The organism is Mycobacterium sp. IDUB_17 (genome assembly GCF_055419465.1).
The window spans coordinates 35,605-57,335 of the sequence record NZ_JBVAXS010000002.1; the positions used below are offsets into that span (position 1 = coordinate 35,605).

Genomic DNA, 21,731 nt, shown 5'->3' on the forward strand with positions numbered 1-21,731 from the left:
GAACAAGTCGACGAAGTTGTCCCGTCCGTCAATCCGCTGCGGGGTACGCTCGCGCAATGACGGCACGACCGGATAACCGGTACCCCGCACCGACGCTCGCTGATCGGGCTCGATGGTTGCTGCATGCCAAGCCTGCCGACCACATGCTGGCACTGAGCGTGGCATCAACTTCGCTACCAGTGGTGGGTAAGCACCTGGAACCGCTCGGCGCCCTCACCGCGATGAGTGTGTGGGGGTTCCGTCACCTGCCCGAATTCGTCACTTCCTCGGCGAAGTCCTGGTTCGCCCCGGACAACAGCGAGCTCCGCAAGGCAGAGCGGGAGCAGACCAACGCGGTCGCGCAGGAGGCGCTGCGCGGGGTGGTCTCGCCGGCTGACCTGGCGATCGACTGGCCGGCCCCGGACAACATGCCGCCCTTGTGGCACACCATGGAATACCGGCGCGACGTGTACCGCACTTCGGTGCGGTACGGCGACGACCCGGCCCAATTGCTCGATGTGTGGCGGCCCAAGCACCTGCCTGCCGAGCCCGCGCCGGTGCTGCTGTTCGTGCCGGGCGGTGGCTGGGTGCACGGCGGCCGGATCCTGCAGGGCTACGCGCTGATGTCGCATCTGGCCCAGCAGGGCTGGGTATGTCTGTCGATCGACTACCGGGTGGCGCCGCATCACCGCTGGCCCCGGCACATCACCGACGTCAAGGCCGCAATCGCCTGGGCGCGGGCCAATGTCGACAAATTCGGTGGCGACCGCAACTTCGTCGCGGTCGCGGGCTGCTCGGCCGGTGGTCACCTCGCCGCACTTGCCGGGCTCACCCCCAACGACCCGGACCTGCAGGGGAATCTGCCCGACGGGGCCGACACTTCAGTCGACGCCGTGGTGGGCATCTACGGGCGCTACGACTGGGAGGACCGTTCCACCGAGGAGCGGGTCCGGTTCGTCGACTTCCTCGAGCGGATCGTGGTGGGCCGCAAGATCGATCGCCATCCGGAGATCTTCCGGCAGGCCTCACCGATCGCCCAGGTCCATCCCGAGGCGCCACCGTTCCTGGTCATCCACGGCACCGGTGACAGCGTCATCCCGGTGGCGCAGGCGCGCAGCTTCGTCGACAAGCTCAAGGCCGTGTCGCGGGCGGTGGTGAGCTACATTGAGCTGCCCGGCGCCGGACACGCCTTCGACATGACCGACGGGGCCAGAACCGGGGCGATGGCCACCGCAATCGGCTTGTTCCTCAACCAAATTCACCGAAACCGGGCGATGGACGAGGCTAAAGCAGTCATATAGACGTTTCCACACCTGGGGAGGACACCGTGAAGCGGTTGAGTGGGTGGGACGCGTTCCTGCTGTATACAGAGACACCCAACGTGCACATGCACACGTTGAAGATCGCGGTCATCGCGCTCGACGACATGGGGGACCGGACCTTCGGAATCGACGAATTCCGGGAGGTGATCCGCGGACGGCTGCACAAGCTGGACCCGTTCCGCTATCAGCTCGTCGACATACCGTTCAAGTTCCATCACCCGATGTGGCGGGAGAACTGCGACGTCGACCTGGAGTACCACGTCCGGCCGTGGCGGGTACGCGCCCCGGGCGGGCGCCGCGAACTCGACGAGGCCATCGGCCAGATCGGCAGTACCTCGTTGGACCGCAGCCGGCCGTTGTGGGAGATGTACTTCGTCGAGGGCCTGGCCAACGGGCGTATCGCGGTGGTCGGCAAGATTCACCACGCGCTGGCCGACGGGGTCGCCTCGGCGAATCTGCTGGCCCGCGGGATGGACCTGCGCGACGGCCCGGGTCCCGACGACGAGTCGTATGTCACCGATCCTGCGCCCACCAAGACCGAACTGGTGCGCTCGGCATTCGCCGATCACATGCGCCAGCTCGGCCGGTTGCCCGGGACCATGCGTTACACGGCAAAGGGGTTCGGGCGGGTTCGACGCAGCAGCCGCAAGTTGTCGCCCGAGCTGACCCGGCCCTTCACCCCGCCGCCCAGCTTCATGAACCACATCCTCGATGAAAAGCGGCTCTTCGCCACGGCCACACTGGCATTGGCCGATGTCAAGGAGACGAGCAAGAAGCTCGGGGTGACGATCAACGACCTGGTGCTCGCGATGTCGTCGGGAGCACTGCGTACGTTGTCGCTCAAGTACGACGGCAAGGCCGACCATCCGCTGCTGGCGTCGGTGCCGATGAGTTTCGACTTCTCACCGGATCGCATCTCGGGCAATCGGTTCAGCGGCGTGCTGGTGGCGCTGCCGGTGGACGTCGCCGATACCGCTGAGCGGGTGCGTCAGGCGCACGACGCTGCCGCCCTGGCCAAGGAAAGCCATCAGCTGATCGGTCCCGAACTGATCGCCCGCTGGGCCGCGTACATGCCGCCGGCCCCGGTGGAGGCGATGTTCAAGTGGCTGTCCCATCAGGACGGTCAGAACAAGGTGCTCAACCTCAACATCTCCAACGTGCCGGGTCCACGGGAACGCGGCAAGGTCGGCGGTGCCACGGTCACCGAGATCTATTCGGTGGGGCCGATCACCACCGGCAGCGGGCTCAACATCACGGTGTGGAGCTATGTCGACCAACTCAACATCTCGGTGCTCTCCGACGATGCCACCGTCGACGATCCTCACGAGGTCACCGACGGGATGATCGAGGAGTTCCGCGAGATCCGCAGGGTGGCAGGACTTTCCGACAAGCTGACGGTCGTCGAGTCGGCGATGCCGCAGTAGCGGCCGAACAAGACTCAGCGTGACCTCGCGCGCCGGTGAGGGCGGGCGGAGGCGAGGAGAAATTCCGCCAGCTTGGCGCTGGCGGGTCCAAGCCGCGACTGTTCGGCCGACGCAAGGTAGATCTTCCACAGGATCGCCGGTCGTATGTCGATGGCGCGCAGGTCCGGATAGTGGGCAGCTTCGCTGGCCGGCATGACGATGGTGCCCAGCCCGTGTCGGACCAGGCGCCCGGCGATCGAATACTCGAGGGCCACCTCGTGGGACACGCGCGCCGTAACGCCTGCGGCAGCGAAAGCGGCATCGACGAGACGTCTGAGCCCGAACTCGGACGGGAAGCCGATCAGGTCCTCATCGCCGAGCTCGGTGACTCCGACGGCGTCGCGGTGGGCGAGGGGATGATCGGTGCGGCAGACGAACACCATCGGCTCTTGACACAGCAACTGCATCTCGACCCGCGCGGGGAACCGGTCGGGTGCTGATATCAGAGCAAGGTCGAGCGATCCGTCTGCGATCGCTGAAAGGTAAGCAGCGGAACCAATTTGGCTCTGCCGCAACCTGATGCGGACGAACGGATATTCGCGGTGGAAGTCGCCGAGTACCTTCGGCACGTCGAGCGTGCCGAACGAGATCAGTGAGCCGAGATCGACTGTGCCCGTCAGTTCCCCGTGGTACGCGCTCACGGCGTCCTTGGCCAGCCGGGCGGTCTGGACCACTTGCCGGGCGTGCTCACGGAACAACTCTCCCGCAGGGGTGATTCTGATCTGATGTCTGGAGCGGTCGAACAGCTCCACTCCGAGCTCCTTCTCCAACTTCGCCACTGCCGTGGATAGCGCTGACTGGACAACATGTGTCTGGTTCGCGGCGCGGGAGAAGCTCATCTCACTGGCGACGGCGATGAAGTACTCAAGCTGGCGAAGTTCCATCGTCGAAGTATCGCGTTTCGCGATAGAGATGATCAATATTGTTCGTTGGACTTGATAGAGCTGCGTTGGTCTGATGGAAGGGCGATAGTTCGAACGAAGGAAATGACCAATGCTGGCTGCAGGCAACGTCACGATCACCGATCTTCTGTGCGTCACCCCGCCGTGGATTCCCGATGGTGCACATGCGATGACGCAGATCGTCGAGATCCCACCCGCCGACGAGGGGGTGCAGCCGCACCGCCACTCCGGACCCGTTTTCGGCTACGTCCTGGAGGGTTCGATCCTGTTCGAGCTGGAGGGTGAGGCTCCCCGGGAAATTGTTGCGGGCGAGGCCTTTTGGGAACCGGGCGGGGACGTGGTCCATTACCAGGTCGCGAATCTGGAGCAGCACAACCGCAGCGTGTTCCTGGCGGTCTGTATCTGTGCGCCAGGCGTCGACATGACCACCATGCTGGATCCGGACGAGATCAAAGCCCGAGATCACCTTCGTCACCCGAGCGCGCGTCAAACCAAGAATCGTTGACCGAGAAACGAGGAGAAAACCGTGCAAGCAGTTATCGCTGGCGACCGTGCGGCGGGCTTCGCCGGACTGTCGCTGTCCGAAGTGTCATATCCGCATGCGGCTGAAAATGACGTCATCGTCCGGGTGCACGCGGCGGCGTTCACCCCGGGCGAGCTCGACTGGCCGGGGACGTGGACGGATCGCGGCGGCCGCGACCGGACGCCGACCATACCTGGCCACGAAGTATCGGGAACCGTCGTCGAACTTGGCTATGGCACAACGGGTCTGACGATAGGCCAGCGGGTGTTCGGGATCACCGACTGGGCTCGCAACGGCACGCTCGCCGAGTATGTCGCGGTCGAGGCGCGCAATCTTGCCCCGCTGTCGGCTGATGTCGACCACGTTGTCGCGGCGGCACTTCCGATCTCGGGCTTGACGGCCTGGCAGGGATTGTTCGACCACGGACGGCTCGCGACCGGGCAGACCGTGCTGATCCATGGTGTCGCGGGCGCTGTCGGATCGATCGCGGCGCAGTTGGCGCGCGCACGCGGAGCCCGGGTGATCGGTAGTGGGCGAGCTGCGCAACGGGACACGGCGCTCGATCTGGGTGTCGACGTGTTCGTGGATCTCGAGCGGGGGTGGTCGGAGGAAGCCGGCCAGGTCGACGTGGTCTTCGACGTCATCGGCGGTGCGATCCTGGATCGCTCAGCGCAGTTGGTGCGGCCGGGCGGCACCCTGGTCACCATCGCGGAACCGCCGCGGGTTCAGCCGGCCGACGCTCGTGCGGTCTTCTTCGTCGTCGAGCCCGACCGGACGCAGCTAGTCATGCTGGAGCGTGAGCTTCGCAAGGGCCGACTACGGCCGTCTGTCGGAGCGGTGCTTCCGCTCTCGGATGCGGTGTCGGCGTTCGACCCGGCACGCCGTGTCGCGGGCAAGACGATCATCCGGGTCGTCGACGGCGGCTGAAAGGCCTGGGTCGCTTAGGGCGCGTGGCTACCTCGGAGAGCCAACTCCGGTAGATGCGCGCGGGCCGTACGTCCGCGCCGCCATTTCGCCTCTCCGGCGAACCTCGATTTCCTGTCGTCAAGCCCGAGCCTTTAGGCTGCGGTCTGGCCCTCGCGGTGGCCGGGATTCCACCGCTCCAACGCTGCACCCACCCGAGGACACCTTGATGGCGATCGCCGATGTCTCCACCTACCTGCATCTGAGCAGCGCGGACGTCGAAGAGATCGCCTATGAACTCGACGTGATCCGCCGAGACGTCGAGGAGTCGCTCGGGGCGGAGGACGCGGCCTATATCCGGCGGGTGATCCATTTCCAGCGGGTGCTCGACGTCGCGTCGCGGCTGGTGATCGCCGGCAGTCGGTCGAAGACCGGTTGGTTGGTGGGAACGTGCGCGCTGGCATATGCGAAGTCCATCGAGAACATGGAACTCGGCCACAACATCTCCCATGGCCAGTGGGATTGGATGAACGATCCCGAAATCCACTCCAATACCTGGGAGTGGGACATGGTCGGGCATTCTGCGCAGTGGCGGTACTCGCACAACTATCGGCACCACGTGTACAGCAATGTGCTCGGCATGGACGAGGACATCGGCTACCGCCTCCATCGGGTCACCACCGACCAGCCGTGGCGCTGGGTCCACCTGGCGACTCCGGTGCGAAACTTGGTGCTGGCAGCGATGTTCGAGTGGGGTATCGCCCTGCACGGCCTGCACTCCGAGCGTCTCCGGCACGAGGCGCCGGACGCTGTGGCGGTGGAGAAGCGAAGGTTTCTCGGCAAGATCGCCCGCCAGCTGAGCAAGGACTATGTGTTCCTGCCCGCGCTGAGCGGACGCCGGTGGTGCCGAACTTTGACGGCGAACCTCACCGCGAACGTGATCCGCAACCTGTGGGTGTACGTGAACATCATCTGCGGGCACATCCCCGACGGCGCCGAGACGTTCGACCCGGCGGTGGTCAAGGACGAGACCAAAGGCGAGTGGTATCTCCGGCAATTGCTCGGGACCGCAAACTTCAACGCGGGCCCGCTGCTGGCGATCTCGGGCGGTCACCTGTGCTACCAGATCGAGCATCACCTGTTCCCCGACCTGCCGAGCAACCGCCTCCCACAGGTCAGCGTTCGCGTGCGGGAACTGTGCGAGAAGTACGACCTGCCCTACAACACGGCATCGCTTCCGCGCCAGCTCTTCCGGACCCAACGGATCATCCATAGCTTGGCGTTTCCCGATTGGATGCTGAGCATCGGCCGGCGACGCCGCAAATAGGCCTGGCCGGGGCGGTATGGACGGCTGATGCCGACCGCGGCGTCAGCATCGCCGAACGTGTACAAACGGGCACTTTCGGGGTAAACCAGGGGTACGCAATGGATCCGTTCGGACCGTTCGGCGGCGTCAAGGACAGCGGATAAGGCCCGGAGCTGGGCAGTGAAGCGCTCGAAGGCCATCTCGAGACCAAATCCATCGCCGTCGCAACCGCATGTTGAGGGGACGAAGATGACCGTGACCACCTCGCAGAGGGTTCCCGCCACCGAACGAATCGCGGTGCGCTGCGTCGACTCCGATGTGCATCCCATGCCGCGTCGGGGCGAATTGGGTCAGTACATTCCGGAGCCCTGGCGCAGCAGATACTTCAACACCCACGATGTGGGTGAGCTCATCTACTACGACGCCCCCGACTACGCGCACGCCTACGCCATGCGCGCTGACACGTTCCCGGCCGACGGCGAATTCGCAGGCAGCGATCCTGACCTCGCCTTCCGGCAGTTGATCATGGAGGCCGGTTCGGACATCGCGATCCTGGAGCCCGCGGCCTATGGGGCGCACATCCCCGAGGCCAACCACGCCATGAAGTGCGCGATGAACGACTGGCAGGCCAACCACTGGCTCGACAGTCACAACAACTGGCACGAGCGGTGGCGGGGCTCGATCTGCGTCGCAATCGAGGCTCCGGAGTCGGCGGCGCAGGAGATAGAGCGCTGGGCCGGGCATCCGTACATGGCGCAGATCCTCATCACGGCCGAACCGCGGCCGTCGTGGGGGGACCCGAAGTACGACCCGGTATGGGCGGCGGCGACCAAGCATGACATCACCGTGAGCTGTCACCTGGGGCGCGGCGAGTTCGACGAGCTACCGATACCGCCGGTGGGGTTGCCGAGCTACAACCACGACTTCATGGTCACGTACTCGCTGCTGGCGGCCAATCAGGTGATGAGCCTGGTCTTCGATGGCGTGTTCGACCGGTTCCCGACCCTGCGCATTGTGTTGGTCGAGCATGCGTTCAGCTGGATCCTGCCGCTGATGTGGCGCATGGACGCGATCTACGAGGCGCGCAAATCCTGGATGGACATCAAGCGCAAACCGTCCGAATACGTCAAGGACCACATCAAGTTCACCACGCAGCCACTCGATTACCCCGAGGACAAGACCGAGCTGTCGCGGGCCTTCGAGTGGATGGAGTGCGAGAAGATCCTGCTGTTCTCCAGCGACTATCCGCACTGGACGTTCGATGATCCGCGCTGGCTGGTCAAGCACCTGCCCGAGCACGCGCGTGAGGCCATCATGTTCCGCAACGGCATCGAGACCTACAAGCTCCCCGAGACCGTTCCGGTCCTCGAGGGCCAGGTGCGGGTGTTCTGAGTCAGGAGCCAACCGGCCCGCACGCGGTGTCGTCGCGTCCGGCCTTGCGTAACAACGCCTTGAGCTGCTGTTGTTCGGTGGGCGTCAGGCGGTCCAGTACGCGCTGATCAGCCGTGTGGACGGCCTCCTCGGCGCGGGTGAGCAACGCTCGGCCTGCCGAAGTGAGCTCGGCAGGCAGTGCTTTTCCCACCGCTGCCGTATCGCGGCGCACAGTGCCCGCGGCTTCCAGGCGGTGCAGCAGCTGGTTGGTCGCCTGCGCGCTGACATTGGTGTAGCGGGCCAGGTCGGCGCTGGTGAGCCCGGGATTCAGCGAGATGATCCGCAGGCAGACGAACTCCGCCAGTCCGAGTCCGAGCGGAGCGAGAACAGCGGCGGCCTCCGGGCGCAGCGTTGCCGCCACCCGGTGCAGCAGGTATCCCAGCGGCTCGCTGTCTGGGGCAGTCATAGCTGGCATCTTCACACGCGCTGTCCTCATCGACATGCGGACCGGTCGCACCGTTTCGCTCAGAGCTCAAGCAGTTCTCAGCCAGATCTCATTGAATTGGCCCCGAATGGGGCGTATCAAGGAACTTGATACACCTACTGGGCCGCGTTCCGTCGGCCGGTTGAAAATCTGGAAAAGGATGTGTGACATGGGTTTTGGAGGATTCTTTGGCGGCGGAGGTCCGGGCTTCGGCGGCGGTAACTGCGGTCACGGTGAGCACGGCGGCTTCGGCGGTTTCGGTGCGGGAGCGTTCGGCGGACCCGGCTTCGGCGGCGGTTTCGGTGGGCCGGGCTTCGCGCTCAAGCGCGCGGCGATCGGCACCGCGGCACTGCTACTCGACGGGCCGGCCACGGCTGAACAGATCGTCGAACGCACCACGGAAGCCACCGGTGGTGCGTTCACCCCGCCGCAGGACATCGTCGATTTGGCGATCGCTGCGCTGGCCGGCCGCGGTGTGGTCACCGTGTCCGACGGTGTCGCCACGCTGACCGACTTCGGCACTCAGTTGCTGGCCTGGCGTGGTGTCACCAGCGAGACCGCACATGCGTTCTTGGGCAAGGCGGGCAAGTTCGCGGACGTCATCAAGATCCGCACCGGCCTGCACGAGGTCGCGGGTCTGGCCCGCACCATCGCGTTCACGGGCACGGACGAGCAGAAGGCCAAGCTCGGTGAGGTGCGGACGAACCTGCTCGCGGCGATCACCGAGGCGAAGAAGGCCTTGCACGGGGTGCTGGCCGAGAGCTGAGTCAGCGCAGTACCGAACCCGGATTGAGGATGCCCTGTGGGTCCAGGGCATCCTTGATCCGGCGGGTCAGCGCCATCACGTCGTCGCCGAGTTGCAGTGGCAGCCAATCCCTTTTGAGCCGGCCGATGCCGTGCTCGCCGGTGATGGTGCCGCCCATGGCGATCGCCAGTTCCATGACGCGGGCGAACGCGACCCGGGCCCGCTCACTCATATCCGGATCCTGGGCATCGAACACCACCACCGGGTGGGTGTTTCCGTCACCGGCGTGCGCGACGACGCAGATCAGCACGTCGCAGTCGTCGGCGATGCGCTTGATGCCGGCCACCAGTTCCGGCAGGTCGGGTATCGGCACCGTCACGTCCTCGAGATAGAACGTGCCCAGTTGCATCAGGGCCAGGCCCACCAGGCGACGAGCCGCCGTGAACGCGGCGCCCTCTTCCGGGTCATCGGTCGCGTAAACCTCAGTGGCCCCCGCCTTTTCGCAGGCCTCGACGATGTGCGCGATCTCCTCGGCGGCGGCGCCCGGTGCGTCGGACTGAACCAGCAGCATCGCCTCTGCCGAGCGGTCCAGGCCCATGCGGCGATAGTCCTCGACCGCGTTGATGGTGGCGTGGTCCATCAGCTCCAACATGGCCGGCCGGACCTTCTCGGTGATGGCCACCACCGCGTCGGCGGCGTCCTGCACGGAGCCGAACAGCGCGACCGCGGTCGATGCCGGGGGCTGCGCCGGGATCAGCCGCAGGGTGAGTTCGGTGATCACGCCGAGGATGCCCTCGGAACCCACGAACAGCTTCGTCAACGAAAGGCCGGCAACGTCTTTCAGTCGTGGGCCGCCCAACCGCACAGCTGTGCCGTCGGCGAGCACCACCTGCATGCCCAGCACGTAATCACTGGTGACCCCATACTTCACACAGCACAACCCGCCGGCATTCGTCGCCGCGTTCCCACCGATCGAGGAGATTTCGACCGAACCGGGGTCGGGCGGGTACCACAGCCCGTGCTCAGCGGCGGCCTTCTTCACCTCGGAGTTCATCAGACCGGGTTGCACCACCGCGGTGCGGCTCGCGGTGTCGATGCGGATGTCGCGCATCCGTTCGGTGCTGAGAATGATGCCGCCGTCGACCCCGTTGGCGCCGCCGGCAAGCCCGGATCCCGCGCCCCGGGGCACCACGGCGACACGGTGTGCGCTCGCCCACCGCAGCACGGCTTGCACGTCCTCGGTGCTACCGGCCCGCACCACGGCCCGTGGTCGGCCCGCCTCCGGGTCGAGCGCGGCGTCGCGGCGATAGCCTTCGATCAGGGCAGGGTCGGTGATCACCGCGCGATCCGGCAGCGCGGCGGTCAGCGCGGCGATCTCGGTGTCCGATGTGGACATCTGAGGGATTCTAGTAACCGGAGGCGACGTCCGCGGTGTTCTGCGCCGTGGCCCTGGCCCGGGCCCAGTTCAGGAACTCCGCGACGGCATCGGCCGTGTAGTGCCCGCGCGGTGAGCCGAAGATGTCGAACGCGTGCTGGGCGTGTGGAATCTCGGCGTAGATCACCGGTGAGTTCGACACCTTGCGCAGTGCGGCGACGAACTCGCGGCCTTCGCCTACCGGGATGACGGAGTCGTCGGCCCCGTGCAGCACGAAGAACGGTGGGGCGTCGGGGTGCACCAGCGTGATCGGTGAGGCGTCCTTGTACACCTGGTCATTGGTGGCCAGCGGCAGCTTGACGATGAGCCGCTCCAGCGCCTCGACGAACTCGGCGCGCCCGGTGCCGGTGGTGCTGAACCAGTCGTAGCGGCCGTAGACGGGCACCGCCGCCGCGACCGAGGTGTCGGCATCCTCGAAACCCGGCTGCCACTTGGGATCATTGGGGGTCAGTGCGGCCAGTGCGGTCAGATGCCCACCCGCCGATCCGCCGGTGATGCACACCGCGTCGGGGTCGCCGCCGTATTCGGCGATGTTGGCCTTCACCCACGCCAAGGCCTGTTTCACGTCGATGATGTGGTTGGGCCAGGGGTGGCGCGGGCTGATCCGGTAGCCGATCGAGACGCAGATCCAGCCCTGCTCGGCCAGGTAGCTCATCAGTGGATACGACTGCGGCCGGCGCATGCCGATCATCCACGCCCCGCCCGGCACCTGCAGCAGCACCGGCGCCTTGCCGTCGAGCGGCAGGTCCGGACGCATCCAGATGTCGGCGAGGTTGGCCCAATGCGGGCCGTAGTGCACGGTCTTGCGTACGTAGCGGCGCCGGCTCATCGACGTCGAGTACACCTCGCCGCGACGTAGGGGCCGCAGCGCGGACGGATACTCGTCGGCCAGGGCCTCACGTACCGGATCTTCGAAGTAGTGCCGCGACTGCACACCGCGACGGTGCACCAGCACCAGCAGTGCCCAGGAAATCGCCTTGAGTAGCAAGGAGATCCGGCCGCTCGCGGACCGGTAGTCACCACGGATGCCGCGGCGCAGCGCATCCAGGGCCGACCCGGTGATCACCAGCGGGGCGTTCTCCGAAGTCGGCCAGCCGAAGGCGAAGGCGAGGATGGTGCTGTAACCCTTGCGTCCGAGCGGTTTCACTGCGTTGGCAGCGTTGAGCAACTCGGCGGCGGCAAGGAGCAGCCGCCTTCTTAGCCCAGGATGGCGGTCAGCCATCCACCTTCTCCTGGAGTTGGCGTCGGTCGATCTTGCCGGTGCTGTTGCGCGGCAACTCGTCGAGCACGGTGATCTCCCGCGGCACTTTGTAATTGGCCAGGTTCTCGCGAACGTACGCCTTCAAGTTGTCGGGGGTGGCCTGGCTATTGGAACCGGAGAGCACCACGAACGCGGCAAGCCGCTGCCCGTACTGCGTGTCATTGACGCCGATCACCGCGGCCTCGGCGACATCGGGATGGCCGGCCAGGACCTTCTCCACCTCGATCGGATACACGTTCTCGCCGCCGGAGACGATCATCTCGTCGTCACGGCCCACCACGAACAACCGGCCCGCCTCGTCCAGGTAGCCCACATCGCCCGACGACATGAATCCCTCGTGGAAATCCTTCGTCGTGCCGGACGTGTAGCCGTCGAACTGGGTCGAGTTGCGCACGTAGATGGTGCCCACCTCCCCGGTGGGGACCTGCCGGAACTCCGTGTCGACGATGCGGATCTCGGTGCCCTCGGCGGGTTTACCCGCTGTGTCGGGGGCGGCGCGCAGATCGGCCGGTGTCGCGGTGGCGATCATGCCGGCCTCGGTGGCGTTGTAGTTGTTGTAGATGATGTCGCCGAACCGGTCCATGAATGCGATGACGACATCGGGACGCATGCGCGATCCGGACGCGGCGGCGAACCGCAGCGTGCGTCCGTCGTAGCGATTCAGCACGTTCTCGGGGAGTTCCATGATCCGGTCGAACATCACCGGCACCACGCACAGGCCCTTGGCCCGGTGCCGGTCGACGAGCTCGAGCGTGGCCTCGGGGTCGAACTTGCGCCGGGTGACGATGGTGCAGGCCATCGATGCCGCGAAGGCCAGCTGGGAGAAGCCCCAGGCGTGGAACATCGGCGCCACGATCACAACCCGCTCTTCGGTGTGCCACGGGGTGCGGTCCAGGATCGACTTCAGCACCTCGGGTCCGCCACCGGAATGCTTGGCGCCCTTGGGTGTTCCGGTGGTGCCCGAGGTCAGCAAGATGACCTTGCTCTTCTCCTCGGCGCGCCGCGGCTCCGCACCGCGGTGCTGCTCGACGAGCTTGGCCACGGTGACGTCGTGGATGTTGGTGTCGGTCCACGCCACGATCCGTGCGGCGTTGGGCCGGTCCGACAGGGCCCGGTCGACCGTTTCGGTGAACTCTTCGTCGTAGATGACGGCGTCGACCGCTTCGCGGTTGACCACCTCGGCCAGCGCCGGTGCGGCGAACGACGTGTTGAGCAGCAGCACGTCGGCGCCGATGCGGTTGGCGGCGATCAGCGACAACACGAAGCCGCGGTGATTGCGGGCCATGATGCCGAGCACTTTCGGTTCACCGCCCGGCAGTGCCTGCAGGCCGGCCGCCAGCGCGTCGGCCTGTTGGTCCACCTGTTGCCAGGTCAGCGTTCCCAGTTCGTCTACCAGGCCGGGCCGGTTCGGGCAGCGGACCGCCGAGGCCGCGAAACCCGAAGTGACGCTCATGTTCTCGCGCGCCATGGCCGCGGCGATGCGCAGGTACTTGTCCGGGCGCATCACCGTGATGATTCCGGCCCGGCGCATGGTGGTGACCAGGCCGACGGTGTCGGTGACCCGGTCCAGCGGTCCCGTCAGCAGATCGAGCGGGTTCACCGGTGATCAGCCGATCACCGGGAAGCGGCGCTCTGCGGCCAGCTCGTCCAGCGCGCGCTGCATGACCCGGCGGACATGGGCGTCGACCTCGTCGATATCGGGGTTCTCGCCGAACTCGGCCTCGATGTCGATCGGCTCCAGCGTCTTCATCACGATCTTGCTGGGCAACGGGACATTGAGCGGCAGCACCGCCGACAGGCCGAACGGGAAACCGAACGACACCGGCACGATCTTGGTGCGGGCCATCCGTGCGATCGGGCCGAGCGCCTTGGCCACTCCGGTGCCGCGGGACAGGAACAGCTGGGTCTCCTGGCCGCCGATGCCGACCATCGGAACGATCGGCACGCCTGCGTTGATGGCGGCCTTGATGTAGCCGGTGCGCCCGGCGAAGTCGATCTTGTTGGCCGACAAGGTCGGCCGATACACGTCGTAGTCACCGCCGGGGAACACCACGACCACGCCGCCTGAACGCAGCGCCTCGTCAGCGTTCTCGTGGCTGGCCCGGATGAAGCCGGTCTTCTTGAAGAAGGCCGCGGTAGGGCCGGTCATCAACATGTCATGGCTGAGGGTGTAGACGGGGCGTTCGTAGCCGAACTTCTCGTAGAAGCCCGTCGCGAACACCGGCACGTCCAGGGCGAACAGGCCACCGGAATGGTTCGACACCACGAGCGCGCCACCGTTGGGGAAGCTGTCCAGCCCGCGCACCTCGGCGCGGTGGTAGCCCTTGATGAGCGGCCGCAGGAAGCCCATGACCTTTTCGGTCAGGCCCGGATCCCACTTGGTGATTTCGGACGGGTCGATATCGGTCGCAGCCACAGGGTCCCCCTGATGTGGATTGGAACGTGTTCTAGTTTTGCCAGTGTACCCAGGTCGCAGGTGAAAAACCCATTTGCTTTGCGGGTCCGTATACCTACCGCCGGGTAGCTGCGGACAATCCTCTCAAAACCACAGGTCGCGCGGCGTGGCTATGAGATCAACGGATTCGTCACAGTCGGCGGCATCCGATTCCTCAGCTGTTCAGCTCACCGATTTCATCGGTGACATTGCGTCTGGCCTGCTCCTCCCAGCGTTCCCGGCCGGGCACGGTGTGGAAGATCTGCCCGGCGAGCAACGCCGAGAGCACTCGAGCCCGTGCAGGTTTGAACACGTCGTCCGGCACCGCCGCATATTCGTCGCGCACCGCGTCGGCGTATTGCCGATAGCGGACTGCCGGCGCACCGAGCACTGACAGGTCGGCGTCGCTGAGCACCGCGGCGTTCACGTCGCCGTTGTCGACTTTGTGGAACTTGGTCGCCAGGACGAGTCGCGCCACTTCGTCGCAGTCCGGAGATCCGTCCAACATTTGGCGGGCCAACATCGCCGAGCGGTCTTCGTTGTCGTCGCGGCCGACGTCGTAGATCGCGTCGTGGAACCACGCCGCGAGTTCGACGGCTTCCCGATCGAACTGCAGCCCGTCCCCAGCAAGGACGTCGATCGCGTCGAGCACTTCGTGTAGGTGCGCAACGTTGTGGTGCCTGCGGTGGGATTCCGACCAACGGGCCAGCAGATCGTCCCGCAGTCCCTCGGTTAGGTGGGCAGCCATGGGTCCAGTGTCCTCCGCAGTTGACCTGAACCAATGTTGAGGCAGCATGATTGACGGTCATGGGATTCGACCTCCCCGGCTACTTCGGCCGGATCGGCTATCACGCTTCGACGCAACCGGACTCCGACACCTTGCGGGGCATCATCGCCGCACACGGCCGCTCCATCCCGTTCGAGAACCTGGACCCGCTGGTGGGCATCCCGGTCGGCGATCTGAGCGCCGCGGCGCTGTCGGACAAGCTCGTCACCCGCCGCCGCGGCGGCTACTGCTACGAGCACAACGGACTTCTCGGATACGTCCTCGACGAGCTGGGGTACGGCGTCGAACGCCTGGCCGGGCGGGTGATCTGGATGAAGGAACCCGACGCGCCGTTGCCCGCCCTCACCCACAACGTGCTGGCCGTGACGGTGCCGGGGGAGGCCGGACGGTACCTGGTCGACGTCGGCTTCGGCGGGCAGACGCTGCCCTCGCCGATCCGGCTGCAGACCGGTGCGGTCCAGCAGACCCGCCACGAGCCCTACCGACTGCTCGAGCTGCCGACCCGCCATGAGCCGGAGTACGAGTTGGCCGCCCAGGTCCGTGGGGCGTGGCAGCCGCTGTACCGGTTCACCACCGTGCCGCAGCCGTGCATCGACCTGGAGGTCGGAAGCTGGTATGTGTCAACGCATCCGGGTGGCATTTTCGTCGTCGGGCTGTCTGCGGCGCTCGTCACCGACGACGCCAGGATCAATCTGCGCGGCCGGAACCTGGCCATTCACCGTCACGGCGAGACCGAGCGGATCCGATTCGACACCGCCGCACAGGTTCTCGACGCGCTCACCGAACGGTTCGGCGTCAACCTGTCCGATCTCGACGGCGTCGATGTCGAGGCCCGGGTGGCGCAGGTGCTGGACAGCTGAGCGCTCCCGGGTGACCACAGCAGGAAATGTCATGTTCCTCGGGCCGGCGGCCGACCATACTCGGTGACCGTGGAGGACCAACCGAACGGACGTGACCGGCTCCGTGAACTGCTCGACGCCGTCGTCGACGACGACAACTCGGGCGTCGGCGACATGGCCCGCAGCAGTTACGCCTCGGAGTTCCACTTTTCCCGGGAGGTGCGCAGGCTCACCGGGGAACCACCTGCAGCACTGCGCCGGCGGGTCATGCTCGAGCGTGCGGCCTGGCGGTTGCAGCAGGGTGCCGGGGTGGCCGAGGTGGCGGAGTCCGAGGGGTGGTCGTCGGCCGAGGTGTTCTCCCGGGCGTTCCGCCGTGCGTTCGGGGTACCTCCGTCTCGCGCCGACGATGTCGGGTTCCGGTTGACCGCTCCCAACGGAGTGCACTTCCATCCGCCACAGTCGTTGTGGTGTGACGCCGACCCGGGGGAGGCATCCGGTCCGGATATCGCCCAGTTCATGCTCGTGCACGATGTCGCCGACACCGAGTACCTGATCGGTGCGGCCACGGGACTGTCCGAACAGCAATGGAAACAGGAGATTTCGCCGGGGCAGGTGGTGCTGGACTGGGACGGTCCGGAGCCGAGCGTCGCGGCGGCACTCGGGGCGGTCGTGTGGACCAAGGAGGTCTGGCTGGCGACCATCGAGGGCCGGGACTTCCCCTCGCGCGACACCACCAGGAGCGCGACGGCCGAGCAGCTCGCCGCGCACCACCGTGTCATCGGAAAGCGCTGGACCACACTGATATCGGAGTACTCTGCTGCGGGCCGGCTGGGCGACACTGTGATCGATGCGCTGTGCGATCCACCGGAATCTTTTCAGCTGTACGGGATTGTCGCGCACGTGCTGACCTATTCGGCTCATCGGCGTGCACTCGTACGGGGCATGTTGGCCCGACACGGTGTCGACGTCGATCGGGGAGACCCACTGGAATGGATGAGGAAGGACTGACTGGTGAAGACCGTGTACTACACCGCGTCGAGCTTGGACGGGTTCATCGTCGACACCGAGGACAGCCTGGACTGGCTGATCTCGCGGAACATCGATCAGCAAGGCCCGTTCGGGTACGACGAATTCATCAAAACCATTGGCGCGCTGGTGATGGGGTCGACTACCTACGAGTGGATCGTGAAGAACCATCCCGAGGAATGGGGGTACGACCAGCCGACGTGGGTGCTGACCCATCGGCCGCAGATCGTCTCCACCGAGTATCCGGTGCAGGTGTTCTCCGGAGATGTCGCCGAGCTGCACCCGAAGCTGGTCGAAGCTGCGGCGGGAAAGGATGTGTGGGTGGTCGGCGGAGGGGACGTCGCCGCCCAGTTCGTCACAGCCGGGCTGATCGACGAGATGATCGTCAGCTATGCGCCCTGCACACTGGGGGCGGGATCGCCGGTCCTGCCGGTCCGTTCGGAGTGGGTGCTGGCCGAATCTGCGCTCAACGGCGACTTCGTCTGCGCCCGCTGGGTCAGGGCGTCGACCGACTGAACCGGGGCACTCCGTTACGCCGGACGAATTCCCTTGATTTGATCAGGAATTCGAGTTGTCGGGCCACGTCGTGCAATGGATCGACCGATCTTGACGACCGGCACAGCACCACGGCGCCCTCCAGGGAAGCGATGCACATCACCGCCAGGGAGGATGCGTCGGATTCGTCGAAACCGTCGGCGGCGAAGGCCACGGTCAGGGCGGTGCGCCAGCGGTCGAAGATGGCGGCGGCCGCCGCGGTGAGATCAGGATCTTCGTCTGGGGCGGCGATCGCCACCGCGACCACCGGGCAACCCGCGGTGAAATCGCTTCCGGTGAGCATGCGTTCCCAGAATTCGACGAATCGGTGCACCAGATCCCATGCGCTGCCGGAAGTTTCGGCGTCGATGACGTCGCCGATCGTGTCCGCGGCGAACTGGAGCGCCTCGATCAGGATCTGACGGCGGCCGTCGGGGAAGTGGTGGTAAACCGAACCGCGCGGTGCGCCGCTGCGGGCGAGTACTTCGTCGATCGTGACTCCGGCCGCGCCCCGCTCGCGCAGCACCTCGACCGCGCTGCCGAGCATGCGGGCGCGGGTGGAGCCGCGCTTGTTCCGCGGCTTCGTGGCGGTGTCAGGCGACCCGGTCATGCAGGAATTGCGAGGAACAGCGAAGCAACATCCGCGGGGTGATGGCGCGCACCGGGGTGTGCGGTGTGCGGACCCGACGGGTGAACCGGTGACCGGCGAGGTTGAGTTCGACGACCCACATCGCGCACCACCCTTCTATGTCGTCCACCATAGAAATGGCGGAATCCTCGCATGAAGTCGAGTATCCAACGAACATGCTTGCAAACAAAGACTAGCAGGTGAACCGCTTCTGAACAGGTCCTCACGGGATGCCGGGCCGACGCGCAATTATGGCTTCTTGCATAATTCTGCGAGCGGGCGTTGACTGCCCCTATGACGACTGACCCGGCCTTCGACACCCTCACGCTGCAGCGGGATGGCCACGTCCTGCTGATCGGGCTGAACCGCCCCGAGAAACGCAACGCGTTCAACGTCGCGATGCTCACCGATCTTTCCCTCGCCTACGGTCTGCTCGAATCCGACGACGACCTGCGCGTCGGTGTGCTGTTCGCGCACGGCGAGCACTTCACCGCCGGCCTCGATCTCGTCGACGTGGCGCCGTATGTGGCCAGTGGCGATTTGCCCATGCCCGAGGGCGGTCGTGACCCGTGGCGCCTCGACGGCGACTGGACGAAACCGGTGGTCGCCGCCGCCCAGGGCCGATGCCTGACCCTCGGCATCGAACTGCTCCTGGCCGCCGACATCCGAGTCGCAGCGCAGGACACCCGGTTCGCCCAGATCGAGGTGCTCCGGGGCATCTATCCGTTCGGCGGCGCCACCCTGCGACTACCGCGTCAGACCGGCTGGGGCAATGCCATGCGGTGGCTACTCACCGGTGACGAGTTCGACGCGGCCGAGGCGCACCGGATCGGGCTGATCCAGGAAGTCGCGCCGGATGCCGATGCGGCGGTCGCCCGAGCCCGCGAGATCGCGCACACCATCGCCGATCGCGCCGCACCGCTCGGGGTCCGGGCCACCCTCGCCTCGGCTCACACCGCCTCGCGCGAGGGCGACGCGGCCGCGATCGCGCGACTGCGGCCCGTCGTTGCCGAACTGTTCGCCACCGCTGATGCCGCCGAAGGCGTGCAGTCCTTCATCGAGCGACGGGCCGCGAACTTCCAGGGCCGCTGACTATCAGCTGGAAAATCAGCCGGCGGACTCCAGCGCGACGAGCGCCGCGGCGACGGCGAAGAACTTGTTCGACCCGAGCTGGCGCACGGTCTTGATGTTGAACGCCGCGGCGAGATGCTCGGCGTCGGCGTCGGTGACCCCGGCCAGCGCCGCAGGCGAGGCGTCCAGGATCTCCTTGAGCGACTTGCTCTCGTAGGCCTTGTCGAGCGACTTGTCTAGATCAACGGAAACTGCCACGGTGCCTCCTTGTTGTCGGGCCGCCTACCGTAGTTGCCCAACCTGAATGCAAGCTGTCCACTTCCTGGCCGAGAAGACGCAAAACTGCCCCAAAACCGGTGTTCTGGGGCAGTTTTGCGTCTGTTCGCGGGGAAAAATTAAGGGGTGTAGCCAAACGGCAGCAGCACACTCTTGGCCTGGGTGTAGGCGTCGATGCCCTCCGGGCCGTTCTCGCGGCCGATGCCCGAGTTCTTGAAGCCACCGAACGGGGCGCCCGGATCGAAGGCGTACATGTTCACCGCGTAGGTGCCGGTCCGGATCTTCGAGGCGATCTCGACGGCCTTCGGGAAGTCCGTCGTGTACACGCTGCCGGCCAGGCCGTACGGCGAGTCGTTGGCGATGCGGATCGCGTCTTCCTCGGTGTCGAACGGGATCACCACGAGCACCGGCCCGAAGATCTCCTCCTGGGCGATGGTCATCGAGTTGTCGACGTCGGCGAAGACGGTCGGCTGCACGAACCAGCCCGAATCCAGGCCCTCGGGACGGCCACCGCCGGTGACGATGCGGGCGCCCTCCTCGACACCCTTCTTGATGTAGCCCTCGACCCGCTCGCGCTGCTTCTCGGAGATCAGCGGGCCGATCATCGAGGCCGGGTCGTCGGGCAGACCGACCGGCATGGCGGCGACGGCGGCCGAGAGCTTCTCGACGACCTCGTCGTACCGCGACCGCGGAGCCAGGATGCGGGTCTGGCCCACGCAGGCCTGGCCGCAGTTCATCAGGCCGGAGAACACCAGCATCGGCAGGGTGGAATCCACGTCGGCATCCTCGAGGATGATCGCCGCGGACTTGCCGCCCAGTTCCAGCGTGCAGGGCTTGAGCTTCTCGGCGGCGATCTTGCCGATCTCCTTGCCGACGCCGCTGGAGCCGGTGAAGGTGAACTTGTCCAGCTCGGGGTTGGCGGTCAGGGCGCGACCGGTCTCCGGGCCGCCCGGGACCACCGAGAGCACGCCCTCGGGCAGGCCGGCCTCGGTGAGCACCTCGGCGAACAGGTTGGTGGTCAGCGGGGTCTCACCGGCCGGCTTGAGCACCACGGTGCAGCCGGCGAGCAGGGCCGGGCCCAGCTTGTTACAGGCCAGGAAGAAGGGCACATTCCAGGCGATGACGGCGCCGACGACACCGATCGGCTCCTTGATGACCAGGGTCTGGCCGTAGATGCCGTCGCGGATGTCTTTCCAGTCGTACTTGTCGGCCGCACCGGCGTAGTACTGCAGGCTCGAGACGCCCGCGCCGAACTGCATCATGTCGACGATGGTCGGCGGCTGGCCGGTCTCCAGCTTCAGCAGGTGCTTGAAGTCCTCGGCCCGCTCGTTGATGAGCTCGACGGCCTTGGCCAGCACGGCCTGGCGCTCCTCGGGGGACATGTGGGGCCACGGGCCCTCGTCGAACGCTTTGCGGGCCGCGGCGCACGCGGCGTTGACGTCAGCCTCGGCAGCGAGTGGCACCTGGCCGACCTTCTCGCCGGTCGCGGGGGAGAACACCTCGATGACCTCGGAGGTAGCGGGTTCCACCCATTGGCCGCCGATGAACAGCTTGTCGAATTCCGTCCTGATGGCGGCTGAACTCTGTGTCATGAGCGTCACATTACCTAGATTTCCTAGAAAAACGAGAACCTGTTCCAGTGAACGGGTCAGGACGGCTGAAGAACCAGCACCAGATTGCTCACCAGGAACTCCCGCAACCCAGGTACCGAGGTCATCCACCACGCCCATCGTGGGTGGTAGCGGGGAAAAGCGGCGATGAGGGCGCCGGTGCTGGCGGCCCATTGCAGGCCGTCGCCCGCCGACACCGCGAACAACGACGAGCCGTAGTCGTTCTTGGGTCGATGCCCGTGTTTGCGGGTGTACCGTTCGGCCGCCCGGGCTCCGCCCAGATAGTGCGTCAACCCCATCTCATGGCCGCCGAACGGGCCCAGCCACACCGTGTAGGACAGCACCACCAGCCCGCCGGGCTTCGTCACCCGCAACATCTCGTTGCCCAACCGCCACGGGTGCGGGACATGCTCGGCGACATTGGACGACAGGCAGATGTCGACACTGTCGTCGGCGAACGGCAGGGCCATCCCTGAGGCTCGGACGAAGGTGCCCTCTGCCGCGCCGGCGGCCGGGCCCGCGTGCATTTCACGAGGATCCGGCTCTACCCCGATGTAACGCATGCCGGCGTGATCGAACGCCGACGCGAAGTAACCGGGCCCACCGCCCACGTCGAGCACCGTGCGTCCGGCGGCGGATTCGCCGGTGGCCGCCGTCCATAAATCGGTGGTCATGGCGACGGTATCGGCGGCCAGCGCCCCGTAGAAACGGGCCGGTTCGCTCTGCTCGAACCGGAACTGCGCCAGCAGACGCACCGATCGGCTCAGGGTCGCCCGGCGGGCGAAGCGCGCGGAGATGTCGCTGGGCTGCACCCGCCCAACCTACTGACCGG

General features: G+C 66.2%; 23 protein-coding genes and 1 pseudogene. 12 read left to right on the forward strand and 12 right to left on the reverse strand.

What is annotated here, in order from left to right; translation table 11 throughout:
* The first annotated feature begins 56 nt into the window (after positions 1-56).
* Both ACZYZ7_RS07360 and ACZYZ7_RS07365 read left to right on the forward strand, forming a co-directional pair.
* Complete coding sequence (locus ACZYZ7_RS07360) at positions 57-1,280, forward strand: alpha/beta hydrolase fold domain-containing protein (protein WP_463740577.1); 1,224 nt, start codon at positions 57-59, stop codon at positions 1,278-1,280.
* Between the two features lie 26 nt (positions 1,281-1,306).
* Complete coding sequence (locus ACZYZ7_RS07365) at positions 1,307-2,725, forward strand: WS/DGAT/MGAT family O-acyltransferase (RefSeq protein WP_135451548.1); 1,419 nt, start codon at positions 1,307-1,309, stop codon at positions 2,723-2,725.
* A 14-nt stretch (positions 2,726-2,739) separates the two neighbouring features.
* Here ACZYZ7_RS07365 and ACZYZ7_RS07370 read toward each other — a convergent pair whose 3' ends face one another.
* Positions 2,740-3,648, reverse strand: a complete 909-nt coding sequence (locus ACZYZ7_RS07370) for a LysR family transcriptional regulator (RefSeq protein WP_463740578.1) — start codon at positions 3,646-3,648, stop codon at positions 2,740-2,742.
* A 109-nt stretch (positions 3,649-3,757) separates the two neighbouring features.
* Here ACZYZ7_RS07370 and ACZYZ7_RS07375 point away from each other — a divergent pair, with 109 nt between their 5' ends.
* From ACZYZ7_RS07375 to ACZYZ7_RS07395, 5 genes and pseudogenes are all read left to right on the forward strand, one after another.
* Entirely contained in the window at positions 3,758-4,171 is a 414-nt protein-coding gene (locus ACZYZ7_RS07375; RefSeq protein WP_463740579.1) for a cupin domain-containing protein, read from the forward strand.
* A gap of 21 nt (positions 4,172-4,192) precedes the next feature.
* On the forward strand, positions 4,193-5,116 hold the full coding sequence (locus ACZYZ7_RS07380; protein WP_463740580.1) for an NADP-dependent oxidoreductase: 924 nt from the start codon (positions 4,193-4,195) through the stop codon (positions 5,114-5,116).
* 205 nt (positions 5,117-5,321) lie between these two features.
* Positions 5,322-6,419: a fatty acid desaturase family protein gene (locus tag ACZYZ7_RS07385; protein ID WP_463740581.1), complete on the forward strand. Its 1,098-nt coding sequence runs from the start codon at positions 5,322-5,324 to the stop codon at positions 6,417-6,419.
* A pseudogene (locus tag ACZYZ7_RS07390) lies at positions 6,419-6,637 on the forward strand (aldehyde dehydrogenase family protein); the annotation flags it as partial. The gene ACZYZ7_RS07385 and the pseudogene ACZYZ7_RS07390, both read left to right, overlap by 1 nt.
* 10 nt (positions 6,638-6,647) lie before the next feature.
* Positions 6,648-7,790, forward strand: a complete 1,143-nt coding sequence (locus tag ACZYZ7_RS07395; RefSeq protein ID WP_135451571.1) for an amidohydrolase family protein — start codon at positions 6,648-6,650, stop codon at positions 7,788-7,790.
* A 1-nt stretch (position 7,791) separates the two neighbouring features.
* Here ACZYZ7_RS07395 and ACZYZ7_RS07400 read toward each other — a convergent pair whose 3' ends face one another.
* Positions 7,792-8,235: a MarR family winged helix-turn-helix transcriptional regulator gene (locus tag ACZYZ7_RS07400; protein WP_135451572.1), complete on the reverse strand. Its 444-nt coding sequence runs from the start codon at positions 8,233-8,235 to the stop codon at positions 7,792-7,794.
* Positions 8,236-8,422: 187 nt separating this feature from the next.
* Between ACZYZ7_RS07400 and ACZYZ7_RS07405 the strand changes: the two genes are divergently transcribed.
* The gene (locus ACZYZ7_RS07405) at positions 8,423-9,019 is read left to right on the forward strand and encodes a hypothetical protein (RefSeq protein WP_450069712.1); all 597 of its coding nucleotides are present in this window, start codon (positions 8,423-8,425) and stop codon (positions 9,017-9,019) included.
* A 1-nt stretch (position 9,020) separates the two neighbouring features.
* On the opposite strand, the gene ACZYZ7_RS07410 is transcribed toward ACZYZ7_RS07405, so the two are convergent.
* The 5 genes from ACZYZ7_RS07410 to ACZYZ7_RS07430 all read right to left on the reverse strand — a co-directional run bounded on the left by ACZYZ7_RS07410 (position 9,021) and on the right by ACZYZ7_RS07430 (position 14,876).
* A complete protein-coding gene (locus ACZYZ7_RS07410) occupies positions 9,021-10,394 on the reverse strand; it encodes an FAD-binding oxidoreductase (protein ID WP_463740582.1) in 1,374 nt (457 codons plus the stop codon).
* Between the two features lie 10 nt (positions 10,395-10,404).
* Positions 10,405-11,655 (reverse strand): alpha/beta hydrolase, encoded by a 1,251-nt coding sequence (locus ACZYZ7_RS07415; RefSeq protein WP_463740583.1) that lies wholly within the window; start codon positions 11,653-11,655, stop codon positions 10,405-10,407.
* Complete coding sequence (fadD12, locus tag ACZYZ7_RS07420) at positions 11,648-13,264, reverse strand: acyl-CoA ligase FadD12 (RefSeq protein ID WP_463741045.1); 1,617 nt, start codon at positions 13,262-13,264, stop codon at positions 11,648-11,650. The genes ACZYZ7_RS07415 and fadD12 overlap by 8 nt, the downstream gene beginning before the upstream one ends.
* A 36-nt stretch (positions 13,265-13,300) precedes the next feature.
* Complete coding sequence (locus tag ACZYZ7_RS07425; protein WP_450069709.1) at positions 13,301-14,110, reverse strand: 1-acyl-sn-glycerol-3-phosphate acyltransferase; 810 nt, start codon at positions 14,108-14,110, stop codon at positions 13,301-13,303.
* A gap of 193 nt (positions 14,111-14,303) precedes the next feature.
* The gene (locus ACZYZ7_RS07430) at positions 14,304-14,876 is read right to left on the reverse strand and encodes an HD domain-containing protein (RefSeq protein ID WP_450069708.1); all 573 of its coding nucleotides are present in this window, start codon (positions 14,874-14,876) and stop codon (positions 14,304-14,306) included.
* Between the two features lie 59 nt (positions 14,877-14,935).
* Between ACZYZ7_RS07430 and ACZYZ7_RS07435 the strand changes: the two genes are divergently transcribed.
* The 3 genes from ACZYZ7_RS07435 (at position 14,936) to ACZYZ7_RS07445 (ending at position 17,296) form a co-directional block, all read left to right on the forward strand.
* Positions 14,936-15,775 (forward strand): arylamine N-acetyltransferase family protein, encoded by an 840-nt coding sequence (locus tag ACZYZ7_RS07435; RefSeq protein ID WP_450069707.1) that lies wholly within the window; start codon positions 14,936-14,938, stop codon positions 15,773-15,775.
* Between the two features lie 63 nt (positions 15,776-15,838).
* Positions 15,839-16,762: a helix-turn-helix domain-containing protein gene (locus ACZYZ7_RS07440; protein WP_450069706.1), complete on the forward strand. Its 924-nt coding sequence runs from the start codon at positions 15,839-15,841 to the stop codon at positions 16,760-16,762.
* Positions 16,763-16,765: 3 nt separating this feature from the next.
* On the forward strand, positions 16,766-17,296 hold the full coding sequence (locus ACZYZ7_RS07445; protein ID WP_450069705.1) for a dihydrofolate reductase family protein: 531 nt from the start codon (positions 16,766-16,768) through the stop codon (positions 17,294-17,296).
* On the opposite strand, the gene ACZYZ7_RS07450 is transcribed toward ACZYZ7_RS07445, so the two are convergent.
* The gene (locus ACZYZ7_RS07450; RefSeq protein WP_450069704.1) at positions 17,277-17,924 is read right to left on the reverse strand and encodes a TetR/AcrR family transcriptional regulator; all 648 of its coding nucleotides are present in this window, start codon (positions 17,922-17,924) and stop codon (positions 17,277-17,279) included. The genes ACZYZ7_RS07445 and ACZYZ7_RS07450 overlap by 20 nt on opposite strands.
* Positions 17,908-18,045: a hypothetical protein gene (locus ACZYZ7_RS07455; RefSeq protein ID WP_167857670.1), complete on the reverse strand. Its 138-nt coding sequence runs from the start codon at positions 18,043-18,045 to the stop codon at positions 17,908-17,910. The genes ACZYZ7_RS07450 and ACZYZ7_RS07455 overlap by 17 nt, the downstream gene beginning before the upstream one ends.
* A gap of 191 nt (positions 18,046-18,236) precedes the next feature.
* Here ACZYZ7_RS07455 and ACZYZ7_RS07460 point away from each other — a divergent pair, with 191 nt between their 5' ends.
* The gene (locus tag ACZYZ7_RS07460) at positions 18,237-19,034 is read left to right on the forward strand and encodes a crotonase/enoyl-CoA hydratase family protein (protein ID WP_450069703.1); all 798 of its coding nucleotides are present in this window, start codon (positions 18,237-18,239) and stop codon (positions 19,032-19,034) included.
* A 15-nt stretch (positions 19,035-19,049) separates the two neighbouring features.
* Here ACZYZ7_RS07460 and ACZYZ7_RS07465 read toward each other — a convergent pair whose 3' ends face one another.
* The 3 genes from ACZYZ7_RS07465 to ACZYZ7_RS07475 all read right to left on the reverse strand — a co-directional run bounded on the left by ACZYZ7_RS07465 (position 19,050) and on the right by ACZYZ7_RS07475 (position 21,696).
* Positions 19,050-19,271 (reverse strand): hypothetical protein, encoded by a 222-nt coding sequence (locus tag ACZYZ7_RS07465; protein ID WP_135451584.1) that lies wholly within the window; start codon positions 19,269-19,271, stop codon positions 19,050-19,052.
* 137 nt (positions 19,272-19,408) lie between these two features.
* Positions 19,409-20,881: an aldehyde dehydrogenase gene (locus ACZYZ7_RS07470; RefSeq protein ID WP_450069702.1), complete on the reverse strand. Its 1,473-nt coding sequence runs from the start codon at positions 20,879-20,881 to the stop codon at positions 19,409-19,411.
* A 56-nt stretch (positions 20,882-20,937) separates the two neighbouring features.
* Positions 20,938-21,696 carry a class I SAM-dependent methyltransferase gene (locus ACZYZ7_RS07475; RefSeq protein WP_450069762.1) on the reverse strand — a complete coding sequence of 253 codons (759 nt, stop codon included), beginning with the start codon at positions 21,694-21,696 and terminating at the stop codon, positions 20,938-20,940.
* Positions 21,697-21,731: the final 35 nt, after the last annotated feature.

What these genes read in the sequence shown, in the direction of transcription:
- ACZYZ7_RS07360 (WP_463740577.1), top strand. Translation starts at nt 57, where the DNA reads ATGACGGCACGACCGGATAACCGGTACCCCGCACCGACGCTCGCTGAT.
- ACZYZ7_RS07370 (WP_463740578.1), bottom strand. Translation starts at nt 3,648, where the DNA reads ATGGAACTTCGCCAGCTTGAGTACTTCATCGCCGTCGCCAGTGAGATG.
- ACZYZ7_RS07375 (WP_463740579.1), top strand. Translation starts at nt 3,758, where the DNA reads ATGCTGGCTGCAGGCAACGTCACGATCACCGATCTTCTGTGCGTCACC.
- ACZYZ7_RS07385 (WP_463740581.1), top strand. Translation starts at nt 5,322, where the DNA reads ATGGCGATCGCCGATGTCTCCACCTACCTGCATCTGAGCAGCGCGGAC.
- ACZYZ7_RS07395 (WP_135451571.1), top strand. Translation starts at nt 6,648, where the DNA reads ATGACCGTGACCACCTCGCAGAGGGTTCCCGCCACCGAACGAATCGCG.
- ACZYZ7_RS07400 (WP_135451572.1), bottom strand. Translation starts at nt 8,235, where the DNA reads ATGACTGCCCCAGACAGCGAGCCGCTGGGATACCTGCTGCACCGGGTG.
- ACZYZ7_RS07405 (WP_450069712.1), top strand. Translation starts at nt 8,423, where the DNA reads ATGGGTTTTGGAGGATTCTTTGGCGGCGGAGGTCCGGGCTTCGGCGGC.
- ACZYZ7_RS07410 (WP_463740582.1), bottom strand. Translation starts at nt 10,394, where the DNA reads ATGTCCACATCGGACACCGAGATCGCCGCGCTGACCGCCGCGCTGCCG.
- ACZYZ7_RS07415 (WP_463740583.1), bottom strand. Translation starts at nt 11,655, where the DNA reads ATGGCTGACCGCCATCCTGGGCTAAGAAGGCGGCTGCTCCTTGCCGCC.
- ACZYZ7_RS07430 (WP_450069708.1), bottom strand. Translation starts at nt 14,876, where the DNA reads ATGGCTGCCCACCTAACCGAGGGACTGCGGGACGATCTGCTGGCCCGT.
- ACZYZ7_RS07435 (WP_450069707.1), top strand. Translation starts at nt 14,936, where the DNA reads ATGGGATTCGACCTCCCCGGCTACTTCGGCCGGATCGGCTATCACGCT.
- ACZYZ7_RS07450 (WP_450069704.1), bottom strand. Translation starts at nt 17,924, where the DNA reads ATGACCGGGTCGCCTGACACCGCCACGAAGCCGCGGAACAAGCGCGGC.
- ACZYZ7_RS07455 (WP_167857670.1), bottom strand. Translation starts at nt 18,045, where the DNA reads ATGTGGGTCGTCGAACTCAACCTCGCCGGTCACCGGTTCACCCGTCGG.
- ACZYZ7_RS07460 (WP_450069703.1), top strand. Translation starts at nt 18,237, where the DNA reads ATGACGACTGACCCGGCCTTCGACACCCTCACGCTGCAGCGGGATGGC.
- ACZYZ7_RS07470 (WP_450069702.1), bottom strand. Translation starts at nt 20,881, where the DNA reads ATGACACAGAGTTCAGCCGCCATCAGGACGGAATTCGACAAGCTGTTC.